The organism is Ruegeria sp. AK4 (assembly GCF_056541025.1).
In genome coordinates, this window is record NZ_JBQFXS010000007.1 from 235,213 (window position 1) to 257,529 (window position 22,317).

General features: G+C 60.3%; 22 protein-coding genes and 1 tRNA gene. 15 read left to right on the plus strand and 8 right to left on the minus strand.

The features are described from left to right. Nucleotides 1–27 precede the first annotated feature (27 nt). Nucleotides 28–381: an MmcQ/YjbR family DNA-binding protein gene (locus ACR0EZ_RS15030; RefSeq protein ID WP_480614418.1), complete on the plus strand. Its 354-nt coding sequence runs from the start codon at nt 28–30 to the stop codon at nt 379–381. Here ACR0EZ_RS15030 and ACR0EZ_RS15035 read toward each other — a convergent pair. From ACR0EZ_RS15035 to uvrB, 3 genes are all read right to left on the minus strand, one after another. After that, complete coding sequence (locus ACR0EZ_RS15035) at nt 378–1,085, minus strand: ORF6N domain-containing protein (RefSeq protein WP_480614421.1); 708 nt, start codon at nt 1,083–1,085, stop codon at nt 378–380. The two genes, ACR0EZ_RS15030 and ACR0EZ_RS15035, sit on opposite strands and share 4 nt — an antisense overlap. 240 nt (nt 1,086–1,325) lie before the next feature. Next, on the minus strand, nt 1,326–1,928 hold the full coding sequence (locus tag ACR0EZ_RS15040) for a hypothetical protein (protein WP_480614423.1): 603 nt from the start codon (nt 1,926–1,928) through the stop codon (nt 1,326–1,328). Between the two features lie 156 nt (nt 1,929–2,084). After that, nucleotides 2,085–4,271 carry an excinuclease ABC subunit UvrB gene (gene uvrB / locus ACR0EZ_RS15045; RefSeq protein ID WP_480614426.1) on the minus strand — a complete coding sequence of 729 codons (2,187 nt, stop codon included), beginning with the start codon at nt 4,269–4,271 and terminating at the stop codon, nt 2,085–2,087. Between the two features lie 284 nt (nt 4,272–4,555). Here uvrB and ACR0EZ_RS15050 point away from each other — a divergent pair, with 284 nt between their 5' ends. From ACR0EZ_RS15050 to ACR0EZ_RS15060, 3 genes are all read left to right on the plus strand, one after another. Continuing rightward, entirely contained in the window at nt 4,556–4,867 is a 312-nt protein-coding gene (locus ACR0EZ_RS15050; RefSeq protein ID WP_480614428.1) for an ETC complex I subunit, read from the plus strand. Between the two features lie 14 nt (nt 4,868–4,881). Then, the gene (locus ACR0EZ_RS15055) at nt 4,882–5,358 is read left to right on the plus strand and encodes a GNAT family N-acetyltransferase (RefSeq protein WP_480614431.1); all 477 of its coding nucleotides are present in this window, start codon (nt 4,882–4,884) and stop codon (nt 5,356–5,358) included. A gap of 21 nt (nt 5,359–5,379) precedes the next feature. Further along, nucleotides 5,380–5,456, plus strand: a tRNA-Arg gene (locus ACR0EZ_RS15060). A 218-nt stretch (nt 5,457–5,674) separates the two neighbouring features. Here ACR0EZ_RS15060 and ACR0EZ_RS15065 read toward each other — a convergent pair. Continuing rightward, entirely contained in the window at nt 5,675–5,836 is a 162-nt protein-coding gene (locus ACR0EZ_RS15065) for a hypothetical protein (RefSeq protein WP_480614434.1), read from the minus strand. 31 nt (nt 5,837–5,867) lie between these two features. On the opposite strand from ACR0EZ_RS15065, the gene iolG reads away from it, so the two are divergent. The 9 genes from iolG (at nt 5,868) to ACR0EZ_RS15110 (ending at nt 15,619) form a co-directional block, all read left to right on the plus strand. Beyond that, the gene (iolG, locus tag ACR0EZ_RS15070) at nt 5,868–6,881 is read left to right on the plus strand and encodes an inositol 2-dehydrogenase (protein WP_480614437.1); all 1,014 of its coding nucleotides are present in this window, start codon (nt 5,868–5,870) and stop codon (nt 6,879–6,881) included. A 123-nt stretch (nt 6,882–7,004) separates the two neighbouring features. Further along, the gene (locus ACR0EZ_RS15075) at nt 7,005–7,925 is read left to right on the plus strand and encodes a sugar ABC transporter substrate-binding protein (RefSeq protein ID WP_480614439.1); all 921 of its coding nucleotides are present in this window, start codon (nt 7,005–7,007) and stop codon (nt 7,923–7,925) included. A 68-nt stretch (nt 7,926–7,993) separates the two neighbouring features. Beyond that, complete coding sequence (locus tag ACR0EZ_RS15080; RefSeq protein WP_480614442.1) at nt 7,994–9,100, plus strand: ABC transporter permease; 1,107 nt, start codon at nt 7,994–7,996, stop codon at nt 9,098–9,100. Nucleotide 9,101: 1 nt separating this feature from the next. Beyond that, nucleotides 9,102–9,923 carry an ATP-binding cassette domain-containing protein gene (locus tag ACR0EZ_RS15085; protein ID WP_480614444.1) on the plus strand — a complete coding sequence of 274 codons (822 nt, stop codon included), beginning with the start codon at nt 9,102–9,104 and terminating at the stop codon, nt 9,921–9,923. Between the two features lie 155 nt (nt 9,924–10,078). Next, nucleotides 10,079–11,911 (plus strand): 3D-(3,5/4)-trihydroxycyclohexane-1,2-dione acylhydrolase (decyclizing), encoded by a 1,833-nt coding sequence (iolD, locus tag ACR0EZ_RS15090; RefSeq protein ID WP_480614447.1) that lies wholly within the window; start codon nt 10,079–10,081, stop codon nt 11,909–11,911. Continuing rightward, nucleotides 11,908–12,807 carry a myo-inosose-2 dehydratase gene (gene iolE, locus ACR0EZ_RS15095; protein ID WP_480614449.1) on the plus strand — a complete coding sequence of 300 codons (900 nt, stop codon included), beginning with the start codon at nt 11,908–11,910 and terminating at the stop codon, nt 12,805–12,807. The genes iolD and iolE overlap by 4 nt, the downstream gene beginning before the upstream one ends. A gap of 36 nt (nt 12,808–12,843) precedes the next feature. Further along, complete coding sequence (locus ACR0EZ_RS15100; protein ID WP_480614452.1) at nt 12,844–14,025, plus strand: phytanoyl-CoA dioxygenase family protein; 1,182 nt, start codon at nt 12,844–12,846, stop codon at nt 14,023–14,025. A gap of 32 nt (nt 14,026–14,057) precedes the next feature. Next, nucleotides 14,058–14,864: a 5-deoxy-glucuronate isomerase gene (gene iolB / locus ACR0EZ_RS15105; RefSeq protein WP_480614455.1), complete on the plus strand. Its 807-nt coding sequence runs from the start codon at nt 14,058–14,060 to the stop codon at nt 14,862–14,864. Beyond that, complete coding sequence (locus ACR0EZ_RS15110) at nt 14,861–15,619, plus strand: SDR family NAD(P)-dependent oxidoreductase (protein WP_480614458.1); 759 nt, start codon at nt 14,861–14,863, stop codon at nt 15,617–15,619. Before iolB ends, ACR0EZ_RS15110 begins: the two co-directional genes overlap by 4 nt. Before the next feature lie 9 nt (nt 15,620–15,628). On the opposite strand, the gene ACR0EZ_RS15115 is transcribed toward ACR0EZ_RS15110, so the two are convergent. Genes ACR0EZ_RS15115 through ACR0EZ_RS15125 form a run of 3 tightly spaced genes read right to left on the minus strand, consistent with a single transcriptional unit; the run spans nt 15,629 to nt 18,279 of the window. Next, the gene (locus ACR0EZ_RS15115) at nt 15,629–16,468 is read right to left on the minus strand and encodes a class II fructose-bisphosphate aldolase (RefSeq protein WP_480614460.1); all 840 of its coding nucleotides are present in this window, start codon (nt 16,466–16,468) and stop codon (nt 15,629–15,631) included. Next, nucleotides 16,465–17,301 (minus strand): 5-deoxy-glucuronate isomerase, encoded by an 837-nt coding sequence (locus ACR0EZ_RS15120; protein ID WP_480614462.1) that lies wholly within the window; start codon nt 17,299–17,301, stop codon nt 16,465–16,467. Before ACR0EZ_RS15120 ends, ACR0EZ_RS15115 begins: the two co-directional genes overlap by 4 nt. Before the next feature lie 9 nt (nt 17,302–17,310). After that, complete coding sequence (locus ACR0EZ_RS15125) at nt 17,311–18,279, minus strand: PfkB family carbohydrate kinase (RefSeq protein WP_480614488.1); 969 nt, start codon at nt 18,277–18,279, stop codon at nt 17,311–17,313. Nucleotides 18,280–18,403: 124 nt separating this feature from the next. Here ACR0EZ_RS15125 and ACR0EZ_RS15130 point away from each other — a divergent pair, with 124 nt between their 5' ends. Both ACR0EZ_RS15130 and ACR0EZ_RS15135 read left to right on the plus strand, forming a co-directional pair. Continuing rightward, a complete protein-coding gene (locus tag ACR0EZ_RS15130; protein WP_480614465.1) occupies nt 18,404–19,507 on the plus strand; it encodes a Gfo/Idh/MocA family protein in 1,104 nt (367 codons plus the stop codon). Between the two features lie 37 nt (nt 19,508–19,544). Further along, complete coding sequence (locus tag ACR0EZ_RS15135) at nt 19,545–20,678, plus strand: Gfo/Idh/MocA family protein (RefSeq protein ID WP_480614467.1); 1,134 nt, start codon at nt 19,545–19,547, stop codon at nt 20,676–20,678. On the opposite strand, the gene ACR0EZ_RS15140 is transcribed toward ACR0EZ_RS15135, so the two are convergent. Next, nucleotides 20,679–21,677 (minus strand): LacI family DNA-binding transcriptional regulator, encoded by a 999-nt coding sequence (locus ACR0EZ_RS15140; RefSeq protein ID WP_480614470.1) that lies wholly within the window; start codon nt 21,675–21,677, stop codon nt 20,679–20,681. Nucleotides 21,678–22,317: the final 640 nt, after the last annotated feature.

Consider the following 22,317-nt stretch of genomic DNA (forward strand, 5'->3'; position numbering starts at 1 on the left):
ACGGGTCCGACCGCCAGTATCGCCACCATGACCCGCGATGAATTCAACACGTTCTGTTCCGGCCTCAAGGCCACCTCGCACGTGGTGCAATGGGGCAATGCGGATGTGTGGAAAGTGGGCGGCAAGGTGTTTGCGATCTACGGCTGGAATGACGGGCGCGATGCATTCACCTTCAAGGCCACCGATCTGGCCTATGAGGTTCTGAGCGACGAACCCGGCATCCGCCCAGCGCCTTATCTGGCCTCGCGCGGGATGAAATGGCTTCAGGTCTATGAAGAGCGCGGGATGAGCGACGCCTCGCTGCGCGAGCATATCGTGACCTCTTACGAGATGGTCGTGGCCAAGCTGACCAGGAAGATGCGGGCCGAGTTGGGCGTCTAACCCTTCATCGCCTGCAGCAGTTCCAGCAACTGCTTGCGGTCATCGTCATCCGTGTAGTCGCCGGTGGCCAGACGCTCGGCAATGCGCAGGCGCAGACGTTCCTGTTGGGTGCGGACCTCTTCCCCTGCGGTCTCAGCCAGGGTTTTCATGATCGCCGCCACCGCCTGCTGGCGCTTGGTGGTGGGGTTGGCGATGTAATCCACAAGGCTCTGCTGCCCGGAATCGAGGATGTTTTCGGCCAGATCGCGCAGCTGCTCGCCATTGGGCAGCAGCGGGGCCGGGGCATCCTCGGGCGGCAGGATTTCGGGTACGCTGCGCGGGGTTTCGGCCAGAGCATTTGCGCCGTCCACAAAGGCCTCGGTAATCATCCGAGTGATCTTGATCGCGCGCGGGTCCTTGAACAGGGCTGAGGCGATGGCCACACCGTAATCCGTATAGACCCACGGATTGACCCGCCGCCCGCCGCGGCCCTTGGGTTTTGAAATCACATTCTGTGATATCAAATCGGCGACCTCGGCATCGGTCAGCTGAAAGCGGTAACCCTCGAACAGGTCCTTGTTGCGCGAGACCGCCTGATTGAAGGCGCTGACGGATTTTCCATAGAACTGCGCCAGATCCTCGGCCAGCACCACGCGGGTGCCGCGCACCCGGTGAATGGCGCTTTGGACCTCATGCAGGCTGGGCAGGGTGTTGGGGTTCGTCATGGCAACCGTTTGGAATCACAATTTGTGATTTCAAACGTGGAGGAGGGTGGGATGAGGTGCAAGAGTGGAGTGAGGGGTTTTACGCGGTTCGCTCACGTAGTGGGCGAACCGCGACGTAGTGGGGATGGGGCGCAACGATTAGGAGTCAAGGTAAGGCGTAGCCAAAACCCAAAGAATACTTCCCAATAAGTGTCGCTTTTGCATTTCGATAAAGTTACCGGCTGCTATTACTTTGCAGAGTTACGCTGCCTGATCTCGCTTGCCCAGAGCGGAATCAGGATCACGGGACCAGCATGCCAAGAAGTATGCAATGTCATTTGCTTGATGCTGGCTTAGAATCCGACCAGAGACGTCAACGTCTTTCGCGCCGTATTCAAGGACAATAGCGTATTGTGTGACTGCGCGTTTCTGCGCATCATGCTTGTTGATGGCATATGAAATATCACCTTTGTAGGTGAAAGACGTATCCGGTGTGACATATTTCACTCCTCGGATATCTTCTCGATTGTAGATCCCGAAATGGCATCTAAGTTCATCTTCAGTAAGAACGATCCTGTTTACGGAACGGCTCGTATTCTTTCTGATCTTCTCCAGTCCAATGTGCTTAAGAACATGATACCCTAAAACAACAGACAGCCCCGAGACTGCACCTGTTACAAGCGAATTTGTATCGTTCGAGACATAGACGAGAAGCACAAAACCAACGAAGTATGCCGGGATAAAAGCAATCCTAACCAAAAACGACGTGAAACCAACTGAGCGCGCCGGGACGAAAGTTATAATGCACTGATCGCCTTCAGTTTTTGTGGTGAATGATTTTTCCGCTTCAATTCGCTTTGGCATGAAGGTTGTGCTCCGATAGATTTGCACAGCCCAGAGACGATTTATGTGGTCGTAGGTCAAGGCAATTCGTTAGCCAAAAAACTAAAATCGCCTTTTTGCCACACGTCAATTTTTCCAACAAATTGAACTAGCTATAGATCACAGCCTAATGACGATCTACCGCTTCCTTCTCTTCACATTCCCACCCCGCTGCCCCGGCCTCCCAGCCGTTGACCGACCACGCGACCTAACCGCATCCTCGGACGCTTTCTCGACCGCCCACTGCCGCGCCATCGGGTCGTCGGCCACCGCCAGATCAACCGCTTCCAGACGTTTGATCTCATCGCGGATGTTGGCGGCCTCTTCGAATTCCAGGTTCTCGGCGGCTTTGCGCATTTGCTCGCGCAGGCCGTCCAGATGGGCCTCGAGGTTCGCGCCGTGCATCGGTTTGTCGATGGTGGCGGTGACGCGGTTCATGTCGACGTCGCCTTCGTAGAGACCGGCCAGAACGTCCTCGACATTCTTTTTCACCGTCTCGGGGGTGATGCCGTGTTCCTCATTATAGGCAAGCTGTTTGGCGCGGCGGCGGTTGGTCTCGTTCAGGGCGCGCTCCATGCTGCCGGTGATCTTGTCGGCATACATGATCACGCGACCATCGGCGTTGCGCGCGGCGCGGCCGATGGTCTGGATCAGCGAGGTTTCCGAACGCAGGAACCCCTCTTTATCCGCGTCCAGAATGGCGACCAGCCCGCATTCGGGGATATCCAAGCCTTCGCGCAGCAGGTTGATGCCGACCAGCACGTCGAAGGCCCCCAGCCGCAGATCACGCAGGATTTCGATGCGTTCCAGCGTGTCGATGTCCGAGTGCATGTAGCGGACTTTTATACCCTGTTCGTGCAGGTATTCGGTCAGATCCTCGGCCATGCGTTTGGTCAGCGTCGTGACCAGCGTGCGGAAGCCGTTGGCGGCGACTTTGCGCACCTCGTCCAGCAAGTCGTCCACCTGCATGGAGACGGGTCGGATTTCGACCTCGGGGTCCAGCAGGCCGGTGGGGCGGATCACCTGTTCGGTGAAGACGCCGCCGGTTTGCTCGATCTCCCACTTCGCAGGGGTGGCCGAGACAAAAACGGATTGCGGGCGCATGGCGTCCCATTCCTCGAACTTCAAAGGCCGGTTGTCCATGCACGACGGCAGGCGGAAACCGTGTTCGGCCAGCGTGAACTTGCGCCGATAGTCGCCCCGGTACATGCCGCCGATCTGCGGGACCGAGACGTGGGATTCGTCGGCAAAGACGATGGCGTTGTCGGGGATAAACTCGAACAGGGTCGGGGGCGGCTCGCCCGGCGCGCGGCCTGTCAGATAGCGCGAGTAATTCTCGATCCCGTTGCAGACACCGGTGGCCTCAAGCATTTCCAGATCGAAATTGGTGCGCTGTTCCAGACGTTGGGCTTCCAGCAATTTACCCTCGCCGACCAGTTGATCCAGCCGGATGCGCAGTTCCTTTTTGATCCCGATGATCGCCTGCTGCATCGTCGGTTTCGGCGTCACGTAATGCGAGTTTGCGTAGACCCGGATATGCTCCATCGTGTCGGTTTTCTCACCGGTCAGCGGATCGAATTCGGTGATCTGTTCCAGTTCCTCGCCGAAGAAAGACAGCTTCCAGGCGCGATCCTCCAGGTGGGCGGGCCAGATTTCCAAACTGTCGCCCCGCACCCGGAACGAGCCCCGTTGAAACGCCTGATCGTTGCGGCGGTATTGCTGGGCCACCAGATCGGCCATTACCTGCCGCTGGTCATACTCTTTGCCGGTCTTCAGGTCCTGCGTCATCGCCCCATAGGTCTCGACCGAGCCGATGCCATAGATGCAGGATACCGAGGCGACGATGATTACATCGTCCCGTTCCAGCAGCGCGCGGGTGGCCGAGTGGCGCATCCGGTCGATCTGTTCGTTGATCTGCGATTCTTTTTCTATGTAGGTATCGCTGCGCGGTACATAGGCCTCGGGCTGGTAGTAGTCGTAGTAGGATACGAAATATTCCACCGAGTTTTCGGGGAAGAAGCCTTTGAACTCACCATATAACTGCGCCGCCAGCGTCTTGTTGGGCGCAAGGATAATCGCGGGGCGCTGGGTTTCCTCGATCACCTTGGCCATGGTGAAAGTCTTGCCCGTCCCGGTCGCGCCCAGCAGCACCTGATCACGTTCGCCGTCATTCACGCCGCCTGCCAGTTCCTCAATCGCGGTTGGCTGGTCGCCTGCCGGGTTGAATTCGGTATGCATCACGAACTGCTTGCCGCCTTCCAGCTTCAAGCGGGCGCGCACGTCGTCGGCTGTCAGTTGCGTCTTGTCGGAATGGGCGTAGGGCATGGGCAGGCTCCGGGGTCAGGCCCTTACACTTGTTCTTATTTTGTCCATCTGCAAGGCCTTATGCAGGCTGTATCTGCGTATTCGCCGGAACTTTCGCGGCGGGCTTGGATATCGAGGCTGCGCTTGTGGTGACTCATTCCTGCTGTCCTGTGTTTACGCCGCGCCCGGTCTAGCGCACCCTGGTGACAATTTCTGGCATCAATGCGCCGCGACAATTGTCATCTTGTCCCCACGCGCGCTCTGACGCATAAACAAGCTCAGTCAAGTGAGTACGGAGAGGCGACATGCGCGCACGGATTTACCAGCCTTCGCGAAACGCGATGACCTCGGGCATGGCCAAGACCCGCAAGTGGGTTCTGGAATACGCCCCCGCATCGGCGCGTGAAGTTGATCCGCTGATGGGCTGGACCTCGTCCAATGACACACAGACCCAGGTGCGGTTGAAATTCGATACCCGGGAAGAGGCGCTGGATTACGCCAAGGACAACGGTATCGACGCGCAGGTTGTCGCGCCGCACAAGCGCAAGCCGAATGTGCGCGCAGGTGGTTACGGTGAGAATTTCGCCACCAACCGGCGTGGTCCCTGGACTCATTGATCGAGTCGCACTGAATGATCGAAATCCGTGAGGCTGATCCGGGCAGCGCGAACATTCGCCCCATCATCGAAGCCCATCTTGCCCATAGCTGGGAGGCGACGCCGCAAACGTCCAACCACACGCTGGACGTGGACTCCCTGCGTGAACCCGGAATGCGGTTCTGGGCGCTGTTTGAAGACGATGTTCCCCTTGGCTGCGGCGCGCTTAAGGCCTTGCCTGATGGCACGGCCGAGGTGAAATCGGTGCACATCCTGTCGGCGGCGCGTGGGCGCGGGCTGGCGCGGGTGATGATGGCCTATCTGGCCGATCTGGCGCAGGCCGAGGGCATCCGGGCGCTGGTTCTGGAAACCGGCGCGGCGCATCTGTCCGAATATGACGCGGCGCGCAGGCTGTATGAATCGCTGGGCTATTCCTATTGCGGCCCGATCAATGGCTACACTCCGGACCCAAACAGCGCCTTCATGCGCTTGGCCCTTGAACCTGCTGGCTAAAAGCCGCAAGAAGGGCGCAGCGGTCCCTTAGCTCAACTGGATAGAGCAGCTGACTTCTAATCAGCAGGTTGAGGGTTCGAGTCCTTCAGGGATCGCCATTTCGTGACATTTTGCGGATTTAATAAAACTGACACATTTCAGACATGGGACGCGCGTAGCAAACAAGGGCGGCGCGCCTTGAGGGGGTTAGCGATTTATTTGAGGGGGTACGAGTTTGGTGCGTCGCGCCTTTGCTCCCCGGAGGACGAACGGGGTTGTGACCATCAGAGATGGCGCGATCACATGTTCACGCATCAGAGAAAATAAGCGCCTTGTTTCATGCCCCGTGCAGCACCGGGTTAAGCGGGTGTTTTTTGGTTTCCGCGCCCAAAGATCCCATGTGACGTTCCAGAACATCGACCTCATGTGAATTGAGGGTGATGAGCGAAAGCGCCGGTGCCCGGAAAAAAATATTGCAACCGGTTGCAAAGATGAGCATTGTGCAGGCACGCTAGATTCGGGAGTTTGGCATGCTGAGGGTTGGACTGCTTGGTGCCGGTCGTATTGGGCGCGTTCACGCGCAGGCGATTGTTGCGCATCCGCAAAGCAGGCTGTGTTCGGTATCCGACGCTGTCGAGGACGCAGCCGCTAGCCTGGCCCGGGACCATGGGGCGCAAGTGGGTAGCTCGGATCAGATCATCAACGATCCCGATATTGACGCAGTTCTGATCGCAGCCCCGACAGACACGCATTCCGATCTGATCGAGGCCGCCGCGCATGCGGGCAAAGCGGTCCTGTGCGAGAAGCCCGTTGATCTTGATTTGCAGCGTGCGTTGGCGTGTCAGGCGGCGGTGGCCGCGCACAAGCAACCCGTGATGGTCGGGTTCAACCGCCGGTTTGATCCCGGTTTCTCGGCGATCAAGGCCGCCTCGGATGCGGGCGAGATCGGCAAGACCGAGATGCTGGCGATCACCTCGTTCGATCCCGCGCCGCCGCCGGTGAGTTATGTCAAAGTGTCCGGCGGGCTGTTTCGCGACATGATGATCCACGATTTTGATATGGCGAATTTTCTGATGGGCGAACTGCCGGTGACAGTCTCGGCTGTGGGAACCTCGGTCGTTGATCCTGAAATCGGGGCCGCCGGAGACGTGGATACGGCGGTTGCGACGATGACTTATGCGGACGGCCGGATCGCGGTGATCAAAAACTCGCGCCGGGCGGCCTATGGCTATGACCAAAGGGTTGAAATGCTGGGCTCTAAGGGCCTGTTGCAGGCGCAGAACGTGCTGGAAAACACCGTTGTCAAATCGACGGCGGATGGTGTTACGGGGGCCAAACCCACGTATTTTTTCCTGGAACGATACATGCCTGCCTACAGGGCGGAATGGGCGGCTTTTGTCGACGCCACCCTGTCCGGCGCGGCGGTTCCGGTGACGCTTGAGGATGGTGTTGCGGCCCTTGCGATGGCCGAGGCCGCAACCCACTCGGCGCAGTCGGGTGTGCCCGTGCAGATGGCTGAAATTTTGAAACCGGTTGCAAAATGAGCGGAATTCTTCAAACTGAACCCAGCTCCGCTCTGGATCGGGGCAGCAGAGATTCGGCAGTGCCGGATGATTGGGGCTGAGGCCTCAACCAAAAGACAAACTGTTCTAATGGGAGGAATGGAAATGAAAAACTTCATGAAAGGCGCACTTGCTGCTGGCGCGCTGGCTTTGGCTACGCCTGCTTTCGCGCAGGAAATCGTGGTCGTGTCGCATGGCCAGGCCAATGATGCGTTCTGGAACGTCGTCAAGAACGGCGTTGAACAAGCCGGCAAGGATGTTGGCGTTAACGTGGAATACCGTGCGCCAGAAACCTTCGACATGGTGGCCATGTCGCAACTGATTGATGCGGCTGTGAATCAGGAACCGGACGGGCTGATCGTTTCGATCCCCGATGCCGACGCGCTTGGCCCGTCAATCGAGCGTGCCGTTGCGGCGGGAATTCCGGTGATCTCGATCAACTCAGGCGCAGAAGTTGCGAAGGAGCTTGGTGCCCTGTTGCATGTCGGGCAGGATGAGTTTGATGCAGGTAAGGCCGCGGGCGCGCAACTGGCATCCATGGGTGGTACCAACGCAATCTGCGTGAACCACGAAGTTGGCAACGTTTCGCTTGACCTGCGTTGCGAAGGTTTCGCGGAAGGCTTCGGAGGAAAAGTCACCGTGTTGCCGACATCGAATGATCCGTCCGAGATCGAATCGAAAGTGTCTGCAGCTCTGGCGGCCGACGAGGCTGTCGATACGGTCATGGCGCTGGGTGCCAGCTCGGCTGGAGAGCCAACAGTGGAAGCCGTCAAAGGGTCGGGCCGGGACGTGAACGTGGCATCGTTCGACCTTTCGGCCAACTTCCTGCAGTCCATCGTCGACGGTGATGCAGCCTTTGCAATCGACCAGCAGCAGTATCTGCAGGGCTACCTGGCGGTGAACTTCATGGGTCTGCATGCCAAATACGGCCTGATGCCCGGTGGTAACGTGCCCTCGGGTCCGAACCTGATCACCCAGGACAAGGCGGGCCAGGTGATCGAACTGTCCTCGCAGGGCATCCGCTGATCAACACTGCAAACTGAATCAAGCGGGGCGGCGCAGCGGCGCCGTTCCCACCCAAGTGGGAGGAAACGATGAGTGACTCGGCGCAGTTTTCAGGGGACGAAAGGTTAAAGAAAGAACCTTTCCTGACCAAGCTCATGAAACGACCCGAACTGGGTGCAATGGCTGGTGTCGTCCTGGTGGTTATCTTCTTCGCCATGACGGCGGATGAGTCGATGTTTACCCTGGCGGGGGTCATGAACTTCATGACGCCGGCGGCGCAGCTGGGCATTCTGGCCATCGGCGCGGCCTTGTTGATGATCGGTGGCGAGTTCGACTTGTCCATCGGCTCCATGGTTGCCTTTGCGGGCCTGTTCTTTGGCGTTTGCGTAGTGACCTGGCAATTGCCGCTTGTCATCGCCATCCCCATGACATTCGTTTTTGCGGCCTGTGTGGGCGCGATCAACGGCAATATCGTGATCCGATCCGGTCTGCCGTCCTTTATCGTGACACTGGCCTTCCTATTTATTCTGCGCGGTCTGTCTCTGGTCGGTCTGAAGGCCGCAACCGGCGGGTCGACGCAGTTGCGCGGCGTCCGTGACGCGGTTGAAAACGACTGGCTGGCCCCGTTCTTTTCGGGCGAGGCCTTTGGCAGCCTGTTTGCCTGGCTCGCCGCCAACGGAATGATCGACACGTTCAAAAGCGGCGCGCCCAAAGTGCCCGGTGTTCCGGTCGAGATTTTGTGGTTTATCCTGCTGGCGCTGGCGGCAACCTATGTGCTGCTGCGGACACCTGCGGGGAACTGGATATTCGCCGCAGGCGGCGACAGCACGGCGGCATCGAACTCGGGTGTGCCGGTGAGCAGGATCAAGGTGTCGCTGTTCATGCTGACAGCCTGCTGCGCAGCGCTTGTGGCCATCATCACCGTCATAGACGCCGGTTCAACGGATGCGCGCCGCGGCTTCCAGAAGGAGTTCGAGGCGATCATCGCAGCGGTGATCGGAGGGTGCCTGCTTACGGGCGGCTACGGCTCGGCCATCGGGGCGTTCTTTGGCTCGATCATCTTTGGCATGGTTGTCATCGGCCTGACCTATACCGACTTTGATCAGGACTGGTTCCAGGTCTTCCTTGGCGCGATGCTGCTGATCGCCGTTCTGTTCAACAATGCGATCCGTAAACGCGTAACCGGGGAGCGCTGATATGACCGACGATACCAAGTTCCATCATGGCGATGCTGCCGGTGATCAGGCACCCATCGTTCAGATGCAAGACATCGAAAAGCACTTTGGCAATATCATCGCGCTCGCTGGGGTCAGCTTTGACGTCAAGCCGGGTGAATGCCATTGCCTGCTGGGCGACAACGGCGCGGGTAAGTCTACCTTTATCAAGACCATGTCCGGGGTGCACAAACCCACCAAGGGCGAGATCCTGTTTGAAGGCAAGCCGCTGCATTTCGACACGCCGCGCGATGCAATGGAAGCGGGCATTGCAACCGTCTTCCAGGATCTGGCGATGATCCCGCTGATGAGCGTGACGCGCAACTTCTTCATGGGGCGTGAACCGACCAAGGGCAAAGGCCTGCTGAAACGGTTCGATGTCGAACAGGCCAATCAAGTCTGCATGGAAGAGATGCGCAAGATGGGCATCAACCTGCGCGGGCCGGATCAGGCTGTCGGCACTCTGTCAGGTGGTGAGCGTCAGACCGTCGCGATTGCCCGCGCCGTGTATTTCGGTGCCAAGATCCTGATCCTGGACGAACCTACTTCGGCTCTCGGTGTGCGTCAGACTTCTAATGTTCTGGCCACTATCGACCGGGTGCGCAGCCAAGGCGTCGGTGTTGTTTTCATCAGCCACAACGTGCGCCATGCCCTTGCGGTAGGTGACCGTTTTACCGTTCTGAACCGTGGCAAAACGCTGGGCACGGCCAAACGCGGTGAAATCACACCCGAAGAGCTGCAGGACCTGATGGCAGGTGGTCAGGAAATGGCCGAACTGGAAGGTTCGCTGGGCGGTACGATTTAAACATCTCAAAATTCGGGTGCCCCCAAAAGGGGGCATCCTTCGGGTGGTCGCATCTGACGCCACTCTGTTTTTAGGCTCAGAAAAAGGCCTGACACCTTCGCAAATGAGAAAACCCGCGGACCGCTCAAGGCGGCTCCGAGTTGAAAGGGATCATGATGAGCAAAACAGTCCGACTGACGGCGGCGCAGGCGCTGGTGCGCTATCTTGGGGCGCAGATGAACGAGGCCGGAGAGCCCTTTATCGCCGGTGTCTGGGCCATTTTCGGCCACGGCAACGTTGCCGGGCTGGGTGAGGCGCTGCATGCGGTGAAAGACAGCCTGCCCACCTATCGCGGCCATAACGAACAGACCATGGCCCATTGCGCGATTGCCTATGCCAAGCAGATGCGGCGCAGGCGGGCGATGGCGGTAACCTCCTCGATCGGGCCGGGGGCGACCAATATGGTTACGGCGGCGGCGCTGGCGCATGTGAACCGCCTGCCGGTTCTGTTGCTGCCCGGCGATGTCTTTGCCACGCGGGGGCCCGACCCGGTTCTGCAGCAGACCGAGGATTTCAGCGACGGCACCATCAGCGCCAACGACTGCTTCCGCCCGGTCAGCCGTTATTTCGACCGCATCACCCGGCCCGAACATCTGCTGACCGCCTTGCCGCGCGCCTTCCGCACCATGACCGACCCGGCCGATTGCGGACCGGTGACTTTGGCCTTCTGTCAGGATGTGCAGGCCGAAGCCTATGACTATTCCGAACGCTTCTTTGAGCCGCGCGTCTGGTATCAGCGCCGCCTCCGTCCGGATGAGGGCGAACTGGCCCGCGCAGTAGCCGCGATCAAGGCGGCCAAACGGCCCGTCATCGTGGCCGGGGGCGGCGTGCATTACTCGGGCGCGACGGATGCGTTGCAGAGTTTTGCCGAAACCCACAACATCCCGGTGACCGAGACACAGGCGGGCAAATCCGCGCTGGCCTGGGATCATCCGCTGAACCTCGGCCCCGTTGGCGTGACCGGCGGTGAGCCTGCCAATGCCATCTGTGCCGAGGCCGATCTGGTGCTGGGGGTCGGCACGCGGCTGCAGGATTTCACCACCGGAAGCTGGGGTCTGTTCTCGAACCCTGAACGTGAGATGCTTTGCCTCAACACCTCGGCCTATGACGCCGAAAAGCACGGGGCGATGCCGTTGCAGGCGGATGCGCGGGTGGGTTTGGAAGCGTTGGCTGAAGGGCTGCAGGGCTATCGGGCCGATCCGGTTTCCGACACGCTCAAATCCGACTGGTTCGGCAAGGTCGATACTCTCACGAATGCCCCCGGTGACGGCAACGCCCTGCCCACCGACATGCAGGTGGTGGGCGCGGTTCAGCGCGCCTCGCACAACGATACGGTCGTGATGTGCGCGGCGGGGACGATGCCGGGCGAATTGCACAAGCTGTGGAAAGCGCCGCGCCCCGGCGCCTATCACATGGAATACGGTTTCAGCTGCATGGGGTACGAGATCGCAGGCGCTATGGGCATCAAGATGGCCGAGCCCGACCGCGACGTGATCTGCTTTACCGGTGACGGTACTTATATGATGGCGAACTCGGAAATGGCGACGGCGGCGATGATGGGCGTGTCCTTCACCGTCGTCATCACTGACAACCGCGGCTTTGGCTGCATCAACCGGCTGCAGATGGGCACTGGCGGGGCCGAGTTTAACAACCTGCTGGACCATGCTGTGCACGAAAACCCGTCAGCCATCGATTTTGCGGCGCACGCGGCGGCGATGGGCGCAACCTCGGTCAAGGTCTCATCGATTGCTGAACTGGAGGACGCGCTGGCGAAACGGTCTGACATCAAGGGTCCTTACGTGGTGGTGATCGACACCGATCCCTACCCCTCGACCGAATATGGCGGCACATGGTGGGAGGTCGCGGTTCCCGAGGTCAGCATCCGCCCGGAAGTGAACGAAAAACGTGCGGCCTATGAGGTTGCGATCAAGGAAAGAAACGCGAAATGAGCGTGAAAATCGGAATCTCTCCGATCGCCTGGCAGAATGACGACCTGCCGGACCTGACTGCGGATTTCACCATGGAGCAAGCGCTGAAAGAGGCGCGCGAGATCGGCTATACAGGCGTCGAACGCGGCCAGCGGATGCCGGGAGACACCGAAGGGCTGCGCGCCTATCTGGACGCGAACGACATTGCGCTTTGCGGTGGCTGGTGTTCCGGTGCGTCGCTGGTCAACGATTTCGCAACGGAACGCGGGGCCGTGCGCGCGCAGGTCGAGCAGTTCGTGGCGCTGAACAGCCCGTGCATCGTCTATGCCGAATGTTCCAACACAGTGCAGGGCCAGATCGGCACCCCTGTAAACCACCGCCCGAAACTGTCGAAAGACGAGGTTCAGGCTTACGCGGCCCGGATCACAGAGCTTGCGAAATGGATGGCCGATCAGGGCATGCCAATGGCCTATCACCACCACATGGGCACGATCATCGAAAGCGAGGATGAGGTGAACTGGCTGATGGATGGGTCAGGCCCCGAGGTGAACCTGTGCTTTGATACCGGCCATCTGCTGTTTGGCGGCGGCGACGTGATGGCGACTCTGGATCGCTGGGGCGACCGGGTGCACCACGTGCATTTCAAGGATATTCGCCCTCATGTGGTGCAGGCGACGCGCGAAAAGGACCACAGTTTTCTGGACGCGGTTGTCGGCGGGGCCTTCACCGTTCCAAGCGACGGGTGCATCGATTTCCGGTCAGTGGCGACTGCGCTCAAGGCGATGGACTATGACGGCTGGATCGTGGTCGAGGCCGAGCAGGACCCGGCCAAGGCACCGCCTTATGAGTATTCCAAGATGGGCTATGATCACATTGTCGAGGTCTGCACCGCAGCAGGGCTGGAGATCACGACTTAGGTCACGGATGCCGATGAAACTGTAAGGAAGCCTGTGATGCAGCAACAAGACCCCGGATATGTCGGTTTCTTCGACCGCGCCTCTTGCGATCTGGATGGCTTCAAGGCGCTGACCTCTCAGGTGCTTTCGCCTGCGGCGGTTCCGCATGCGGCATCGGTCGAAAAGAATGTGCCGATCTATGACATGAACGTGCTGCGCCCCATGCTGGCGCAGGCAGGCCAACGCAGGGCCGTGCTGGCGGAATGGGCCTGGGTGCTTGGCAAGTCGGCGGGTGTGATCGTTTTGCGGGGCGCATATGCGGACACCTCGGTGATTGACCGCGCGTCCATGGTCTTTCGCCAGATCATCGAAGAAGAACGCCAGAGCGGCGCGGGCGAAGGCGATCACTTTGCGGCCTCGGGCGCGAATGACCGGATCTGGAACGCGCTGCAAAAACAGTGCCTGCGCGACCCCAAAGGGTTTGCGCTTTACTTTGCGAATACCTCAATCGCGGCTGTGTGTGAAGCATGGCTGGGGCCGAATTACCAAATGACGGCGCAGATCAATCAGGTGCGGCCGGGCGGCAAGGCCCAGCAGGCGCATCGTGACTATCATCTGGGGTTTCAAAGCGCCGACAGCGCGGCGCGGTATCCGGCCCACGCGCATCTGGTGACGGCTTCGCTGACCTTGCAGGGCGCAGTGGCCCATTGCGATATGCCGGTGGAAAGTGGCCCGACCAAGCTGTTGCCATTCTCGCAGCTCTACCCGCCGGGCTATCTGGCGTTCCACGATCCGGCGCATCAGGATCATTTCGAACAGGCCTGTATCCAACTGCCGCTGTCCAAGGGCGATGCCGTTTTCTTCAACCCCGCCTTGTTCCACGCGGCGGGCGAAAACAGCAGCGCGGACATACACAGAATGGCGAACCTGCTGCAAATCTCCTCCGCCTTCGGCCGCGCGATGGAAGCTGTGGACCGCCGCGCAATGTCGCAAGCCGTTTTCCCGGCGCTGGTTGCGTTGAAACAACGGGGCCAACTGACCGCGACCGAACTGGATGCCGCCATCGTTGCAACGGCCGAAGGGTACCCGTTCCCGACCAATCTGGACACTGACCCCCCAACCGGGGGCAATGCGCCGGAAAGCCAGGCCGATATTCTGCGGCGGGCGGTTCGTGACTGGTGGGCCGAGGCGGAACTGGAAAAGGCCCTTGCGGCCCTGCAAACACGGCAAGCTGCCTGAGACCATCCGGCGAAGGCATCAAGGAGACTAAAATGGCAGACCTGCTCAGAAAACCCTTTGGAACGCACGGCAAAGTCCACGACATCACGCCTGCCAGCGCCGGGTGGCGCTATGTCGGGTTCGGCTTGCACCATCTGCGCGCCGGGGACCGGGTGGCCGAGGCCACGGGCGAGCGCGAGGTCATTCTGGTCATGGTGGAAGGCAAGGCGCAGATCACCGGCGCGGGGCAGGACTGGGGCGTGCTGGGCGACCGGATGAACGTGTTCGAAAAGACACCGCCGCACTGCCTGTACCTGCCGAACGGGTCCGAGTGGGAGGCGGTGGCCGAAACCGATTGCGTGATCGCCGTTTGCTCGGCACCGGGCATGGGCGGGTATCCGGCGCGGCGGATCGGCCCCGACGGGATCACCCTGACCGAACGCGGCAAAGGTGTGAACACGCGGCACATCAACAACATCGCGATGGAGAATGAGGATTACGCCGATAGCCTGCTGGTGACCGAGGTCTTCACCCCGAACGGCCACTGGTCGTCCTACCCCAGCCATCGCCATGACGAGGATGACTACCCAAGGATCACCTATCTGGAGGAAACCTATTACCACCGTCTCAACCCGGCCAACGGGTTCGGCATTCAACGGGTCTATACCGATGACGGAACTTTGGACCAGACGATGGCCGTATCCGATGGCGACGTCGTGCTGGTTCCGCGCGGCCATCACCCCTGCGGCGCGCCCTATGGGTTCGAGATGTACTATCTGAACGTCATGGCCGGCCCTCTGCGGAAATGGCGGTTTGTTCCGGCGCCCGAGGTTGAATGGATTATGGAGCGCGATGCATGACCCCGAGCTTTGCCACCTATCCCAGCCTGAACGGCAAGACCGTTTTCATAACCGGCGGCGCTGGGGGCATCGGCGCGGAAACCGTGCGCGCCTTCGCAGGGCAAGGGGCCAAGGTCGGATTTCTGGACATCAACGCAGACGCCGGGCAGGCGTTGCTTGCGGAACTGGGCGGGGATCATGCGTTCGCCCAATGCGACCTGCGCGATATCGAAGCGCTGCGTATCGCGCTGGCCGATCTGGTTGGCCAACTCGGCGCAGCACATGTTCTGGTCAACAACGCGGCCCATGATGACCGGCACGACTGGCGTGAGCTCACGCCAGACTATTGGGACGAGCGCATGGCGACGAATATCCGTCATATGTTCTTTACGATCCAATCGGTCGCGCCCGCGATGATCGAACGCGGCGGCGGGGCCATCGTCAACCTCGGTTCGAATTCGTGGTGGGAGGCGGGCGCAGGTTTCCCGGCCTACGCCACCGCCAAATCTGCCGTTCATGGCCTGACCCGCACCATGGCACGCGAGTTGGGAGATCACAGAATCCGCGTAAACACCGTGGTGCCCGGATGGATCATGACCGAGCGTCAGAAAGACCTGTGGGTCACGCCCGAGGGGCTGGCCAAGCAGGTCGACCGCCAATGTCTGCCCGATCCGATTGATCCGGTCTATGTGGCGCGGATGGTGGTGTTTCTGGCCTCGGACGACGCCGCCATGTGCAGTGCCGGCAACTTCATGGTCGAGGGCGGTTCGATCTAGGCCTTTTCGCTATCTCTGCGGCGGAGCCCCGAAGGCGCGGATCACAACCCGTGCGGCGGCTTCGACCGGGTCCTGCGTTTCTTTCAGGATGGTCACGCGGTCAAACCGGCTGGGGTCGCGGTTCACCGCGTCGCGCAGGGCGTGGCCGAAGGCCATGCGCAGTTCGGTACCGATGTTGAACTTACAGATCGAGGTCTGACGCGACAGCCGGCTGCGCTGGTCCACCGGCACGCCCGAGCCGCCATGGATCACCAGCGGCACATCGGTCATGGCGTCGATTTCGGCGATGCGCGCCTCGTCCAGACCGCCTTCCTTGTCCTGCTGCAAATGAACGTTGCCGACCGAGATTGCCATTGCGTCCACGCCGCTTTCGCGCGCGAATTGCGCGGCTTCGGACGGGTCGGTGCCGTTCGACCCTTCGCCGCCGGAATAGCCGACAAAGCCGATCTCGCCCTCGCAGGATATCCCCGCGGCGTGGGCCATGTCCGCAATGGCGGCGGTTTCGTCGATATTCTGCTGCAACGGCTTTCGCGATCCGTCGAACATCAGCGAGGTGAAGCCGCTGTCCAGCGCAATCCTGCACTCCTCAAACGTGTACCCATGATCCAGATGCGCCACGACCGGGACCGAGGCACCCTCGGCCAGATGGCGGAACATCTTGCCCAGAATGGGCAGCGGCGTGTGTTCGCGGCAGCTTGGCCCGGCCTGCAGGATCAGCGGAGCGTTTTCCGCCTCGGCCGCGGCCACATAGGCGCGCATATCCTCCCACCCCAGCGTGACCAGACCGCCGACGGCGTATCCCTGTTCATAGGCCGGAGTCAGGACATCTTTCAGCGTAACAAGGGTCATTTGAACTTGGCGATCATGTCTTGGATGCCCGGGATCGTCTCGATCTGATAGGCATGGGTGGGTTGGAAATACTGCACCAGCGAGCGCTGGCTCAGACCGCCGAGAATGGTGAAATAATACATCTCGTACCCCGGCAGCACGCAGCAGGGGTGATAGCCCGTGTCGATGCAGATCGTCGAGCCGTCGACGATGTGATAGGCATCGCCCGGCTCGTTATCCGCGCGCTGCAGCATCTGCAGGCCCGAGCCCCAGTTGGGCTTGAAGCGGAAATTATAGGTCTCGTCATGCCGGGACTCGTCGGGCAGACGGTTGGTGTCGTGCTTGTGGCTGGGAAAGCCCGACCAGCCGCCCTGACCGACGGTGAACAGCTCGCTGACCAGCAGGCGGCCCACCTTGTCGTGCTGTTTCTGGCCGAGGATGTGCTTGATCTTGCGGTGGGTCTTGGTGTCGTCGCTGCCATATTGCACAAGGTCATGTTCGCGCACGTCGAACGGATCCAGCACCTTGTCGTATTTGGCCCCGGCGACGAACACCTCGGCCTCGTCCGAGACGCAGACCATCTGCGCTTTGGCGCCGACGGGTACATAGACCCCTTCGGGTTCCCCATCCCAGACATCCTCGCCCCGGTTGCCCAGATTGGGAAAGGGCACGCCTTCGACATCCACATCGACGCTGCCGGTTGCGGGGACGATGCAGGTCTCGTATCCCGGCACCTGGTATTCAAACGCCTCGCCCTTCTTCAACTTGACGATGTTGAAGTAATTCAGGGGTACAGTGGGATCGTCGGCATCGACGATGGGTTTGTTCTGATTGTCATAGGGTGCGATATGCATGGGCCTCTCCTATGTCGTCGGGCCGGGATGATTGGCAAGGAACGCGTCCAGTTCCGGGGTTGTAGGCATGGCTCCGGCGCAACCGGGCTTGGACACCACGATCGACGCACAGGCCGAGCCGCGCATCACCGCATCCGTCAGCGAATGTCCCGCCGCGACCGAGGCCAACAAGCCCGCCATGAAACTGTCACCGGCGCCGTTGGGTTTGACCGCGGTGACGGGGTAGATGCCGGTGCGGATTTCCTGACCATCCGCCAGAGTGACCGCGCCTTTCTCACCCATCTTGTAGATGACAATCCGGCCGGGTTTCTCCGCCAGCTCTTTGGCCTTGGCAAATCCCTTGTCGATGCCACCGGCCATGAAGCCGAACTCTTCATCATTGCCGACGATCAGGTCGCTGGCTTCCCCGGCGCGGGAAAGCACGTCGGCGGCCACCTCGGGCGAGGGCCAGCTATAGGGGCGGTAGTCGATGTCGAAGATGATCGGCAGCCCGGCCTTGCGCGCATGGTCAAAGGCCCGGAACGTGGCGCTGCGCGACGGTTCAGCGGCAAAAACAGTTCCGGCCGAGATCACCGCAGAAAATGCCGAGAAGTCGATGCCATCCATATCCTCTTCCGTGACCTGAAAATCCACCGCGCCATTGCGATATATGACGTTCTGGAAATCCTCGATACAGCTTTCATAGACCGCCAACGAAACCCGGTATTCGCCCCCAACCACGCGGATAAAAGTCGTGTCCACGCCGTAATGCGCCAGCCGGTTCAGGCAAAACCGCCCCACCGCGTCGTCTGAGACCGAGGTGATCAGCGATGTCTGACTGCCTAATTTCACCAGCCCGGCGCAGATATTGGCGGAGGATCCGCCCAGATCGGCGCGAAAGGTTTCGGCATGTTCGCTTTTGACGCCTATGGGATTGGCAAACATGTCCATCCCCGCGCGCCCGAACACGGCGAACCGGTTTCCTTTGATACCGTCCATCAAGGCGCTCACGTCTTATCCTCCGGCGAAATGGGATCGGCAAAGTTTGGACCTTGCGTTGAATCGATTCACACGATACTGATTTTGCAACCGGTTGCAAATGATATGTTCGGAGCCGTGACAGATGCCTGAAATCGGAATTGGAATCGTGGGTGGCGGCTATATGGGCAAGGCGCACTCGGTCGCGATGGCGGCGGTGGGCGCGGTGTTCAACACGGCGCTGCGGCCCCGGCTTGAGATGATCTGCGCTTCGACCCCCGAAAGCGCCGAGCGCTACCGGGCCGCTTACGGATTTCAGCGCGCCACCGAGGATTGGCAAGTGCTGGTCAACGACCCGAAAGTCGAAGCCGTTGTGATCGCCTCGCCCCAGTCCACTCACCGCCTAATTGCCGAGGCTGCGCTTGCCCTGGGCAAGCCGGTGCTGTGTGAAAAACCGCTGGGATCGTCGCTGGAGGACGGGCAGGCGATGGTGGCCGCAGCCGAGGCGGCCGGGATCACCAACATGGTCGGGTTCAACTATGTCCGAACCCCGGCCACTCAATACGCCCGCAAACTGATTGAAGACGGCGACATCGGCGACATCACCTGGTTTCGCGGCGAGCATACCGAGGATTTCTACGCCGACCCGCAAGCCCCGGCCACATGGCGCACCACCGGGATGCCGAACGGCACGATGGGGGACCTTGCACCGCATATGATCAACGGCGCGCTGGCCCTGATCGGACCCATTGCCGAGGTCATGGCCGAGGTCGAAACCGTTCACCACACCCGCCCCGGCGGCACCGTCACCAATGATGACCATGCGCAAATCATGTGCCGGTTTCAGAACGGGGCTATGGGCAATATCTATGTCAGCCGTATCTCGACTGGGCGCAAGATGGGCTATGCCTACGAAATCTCGGGTACAAAAGGCGCGATCCGGTTTGATCAGGAGGATCAGAACGCCCTCTGGTATTACCGTCATGACGGGCCGGAAGCCACCCGGGGCTTCACCAAGATCCTGACCGGTCCGGCCCACCCGGATTACGAGCCGTTCTGTCAGGGCCCGGGCCACGGCACCGGTTATCAGGACCAGATCATCATCGAGGCCAAGGATTTCCTGCAGGCCATTCATACCGGCGAAGCGATCTGGCCGACCTTCCGCGACGGGCACGAGGTCAACCGCGTGGTGGCGGCGGCGCTGGCGTCCTCGGACCAGCGGCGATGGAAAAACATCAGCGATTTCTGATCGCAGGACCTGCACATTCTGAAGAGAGACGAAGACCATGGCAAAGCTGAGATGGGGCATGATCGGGGGTGGGGAAGGCAGCCAGATCGGGCCCGCCCACAGATTGGGCGCGCAAGCCGACGGGCTGTTTGATTTCGCCGCCGGGGCGTTGGATCACCGGCCCGAGCAGGGCCGCGAATACGCCCAGCGGCTGGGCATCGCCGCCGACCGCGCCTATGGCGACTGGCAAGAAATGCTGGCCGGGGAAAAGGACCGCGACGACCGCATCGATCTGGTGACGATCGCCACCCCGAACGCCACCCATTTCGAAATCTCCAAAGCGTTCCTTGAGGCCGGGTTCAATGTGCTGTGCGAAAAGCCGATGACCATGACTGTCGAAGAAGGGGAAGAGATCGTTCGCGTCGCCGAAAAATCGGGCAAAATCTGCGCGGTGAACTATTGCTATTCGGCCTATCCGATGGTGCGCCAGGCCCGCGCGATGGTGCGGGCGGGCGAGATTGGCAAGGTGCGTCTGGTCGTGACCAATTTCAGCCACGGCCACCACGGCGATGCAACGGACGCAGACAACCCGCGCGTGCGCTGGCGTTATGATCCCGCAATGGCGGGTGTGTCCGGCCAGTTCGCCGATTGCGGTATCCACGCTTTGCACATGGCCAGCTTTGTTTGCGATGATGAGGTCAAATCCCTGTCCGCCGACCTCGCCTCGACCATCCCCAGCCGCGAGCTGGAGGATGACGCCCTGGTCAGCTTCCGCATGGAGGGCGGCACGGTCGGGCGGCTGTGGACATCCTCGGTCGCGATTGGACGGCAGCACGGGTTCGACATTCAGGTCTTTGGCGAAACCGGCGGGTTGCTGTGGGCATCGGAACAGCCGAACCAGTTGATCTACACCCCGGTCGGCGGCCGCACCCAGATCATCGAAAAAGGCGAAGGCGGGTTGCATGACGAGGTGCAGCGCCTGTCCCGCGTGGCCATCGCACACCCCGAGGGGTTCCCGCTGGCCGTGGCCAATATCTACTGCGATCTGGCCGATGCAATCCGGGGCGAGACCCGCGACGGCTTGCCGGGTGCGGCAGACGGCGTCCGGTCAATTGCAGCTGTGCATGCGGCTGTTGCTTCGGGTAAAGCCGATGGCGCATGGCAGGACGCCCGCCCGCCGATGTTCAGATAGTCATGCGCGGGGCCGCAGCGTGCCCCGCTCGATCACCCGGCAGGGGAAGATCCTGGCCTCGGGGTAGCGCTGGGGCTCTTTCAGCATCTCCTCGACCAGATCGACGGACGAGGTGATGATCTGCTTGATCGGCTGGTGAATGGTGGTCAGATCGACGCTTTCCCAGCGCGACATCTCCATATCGTTCAGGCCGATGATGCCGATATCGTGTCCGGGTTTCAGGCCGTGATCCTTCAGGGCCGACAAGGCGCCGATCGACAGGATATCGTCGCCGCAAAAATACGCCTCGGCCGGAGCGTTGCCCAGCAGGCGCAGCATCTCAGCCCGCCCGGCCTCGAACGAATAGGCCCCGGCAAAGCAATGCGTGGCCTTGATGTCGGGATGATCCGCCAGTTCCTCCATGAACCCCCGATGCCGGTCCAAGGCCGAGGTCGCATCCTGCGGCCCGCCCAGATACCCCACGCGCCGATACCCCCGCGCCACCAGTTCCCGCGCCGCCATGCGCCCGCATTCCACGTTGTCGATCCCCACCACGTGCACCTCGGGCGACGTGGCAGACCGCCCGAACGTATGCACCACCGGCACACCCGCATCGTGAAACGCCTTGGCGAAACTGGGCGGCAGGGTGGATGAGGCCACGATGACCGCATCGACCGAATATTGCCGCAGCATACGGACCGAATTGGCGGGCTCGGTCTCATCGGTCAGGTTGACGATCAAAGGCCGCAGGCCCCGTTCCTGCAGCGCGCGGGTGAACTGGTCGAAGACCTCAAGGAAAATCGGGTTGTGGAAGTTGTTCGAAATCAGCCCGATCAGCTTGGTCCGTCCGGTCGTCAGCGACGAGGCCAGCGCATTCGGACTATACCCAAGCTCGCGCGCCGCTTTTTCAACTTTGCTGCGGGTTTTGGCCGACACCGACGCGCCCTCGGTAAACGTCCGCGACACAGCCGAGCGCGAAACGCCCGCAAGCGCCGCGACGTCTTTCAGAGTCACGCTCATCGCGGTCGCCTAAGGCGTTGGCGGGGCAAGAGGGCCGAGAGTGTATTCATAGCAAAGGCATTATGCACTAACGCACTGCCGTTGCAACCGGTTGCAATCAAGGCAATCGGTCTGGCGGAGGCTATGTTTGATGGCAGAAAGGGAATGCTGGGTGATGAGAGACTCGAACTCCCGCCGCACCATTTAAAAACAATGACTTACATGTTGTTTTGTAACCGTGTAACCGACCTTAATATGGGTCAGGTGACGTCAAGTAACGTGAAAACCAATCCCTCACGGTTCCGGGAAGTTGTTTGAAAGTGCATTTAGCTCGATTAAGTCTTTGCGAAGTTCTTGGAGTTCGTTGAATGCCTTTTGGTGCGCTTCCCAAAGGTGTTTTCGCTCAGTCTTTAGACGTTCAGTTTTTTCACTATCCTCATCTACTGATGCCTCTACGATTTGACGCAACTTGGAATCAATCCCAGCCTCTATGCTTTGTAGCGATTTTTCCGTTCGTTGGATGTTCTCTCTGAGTTTTCGGCCCAGCAAAATCCTACGTTCGGTCTGGCTTGTCTGACGTCAGCGCCAATGGGACAGTTTAGGTCGATTTGATAAGAGAGGGTTTCTGGCTCATCGTAACCGCCAAGGAGTGGAGATGAGA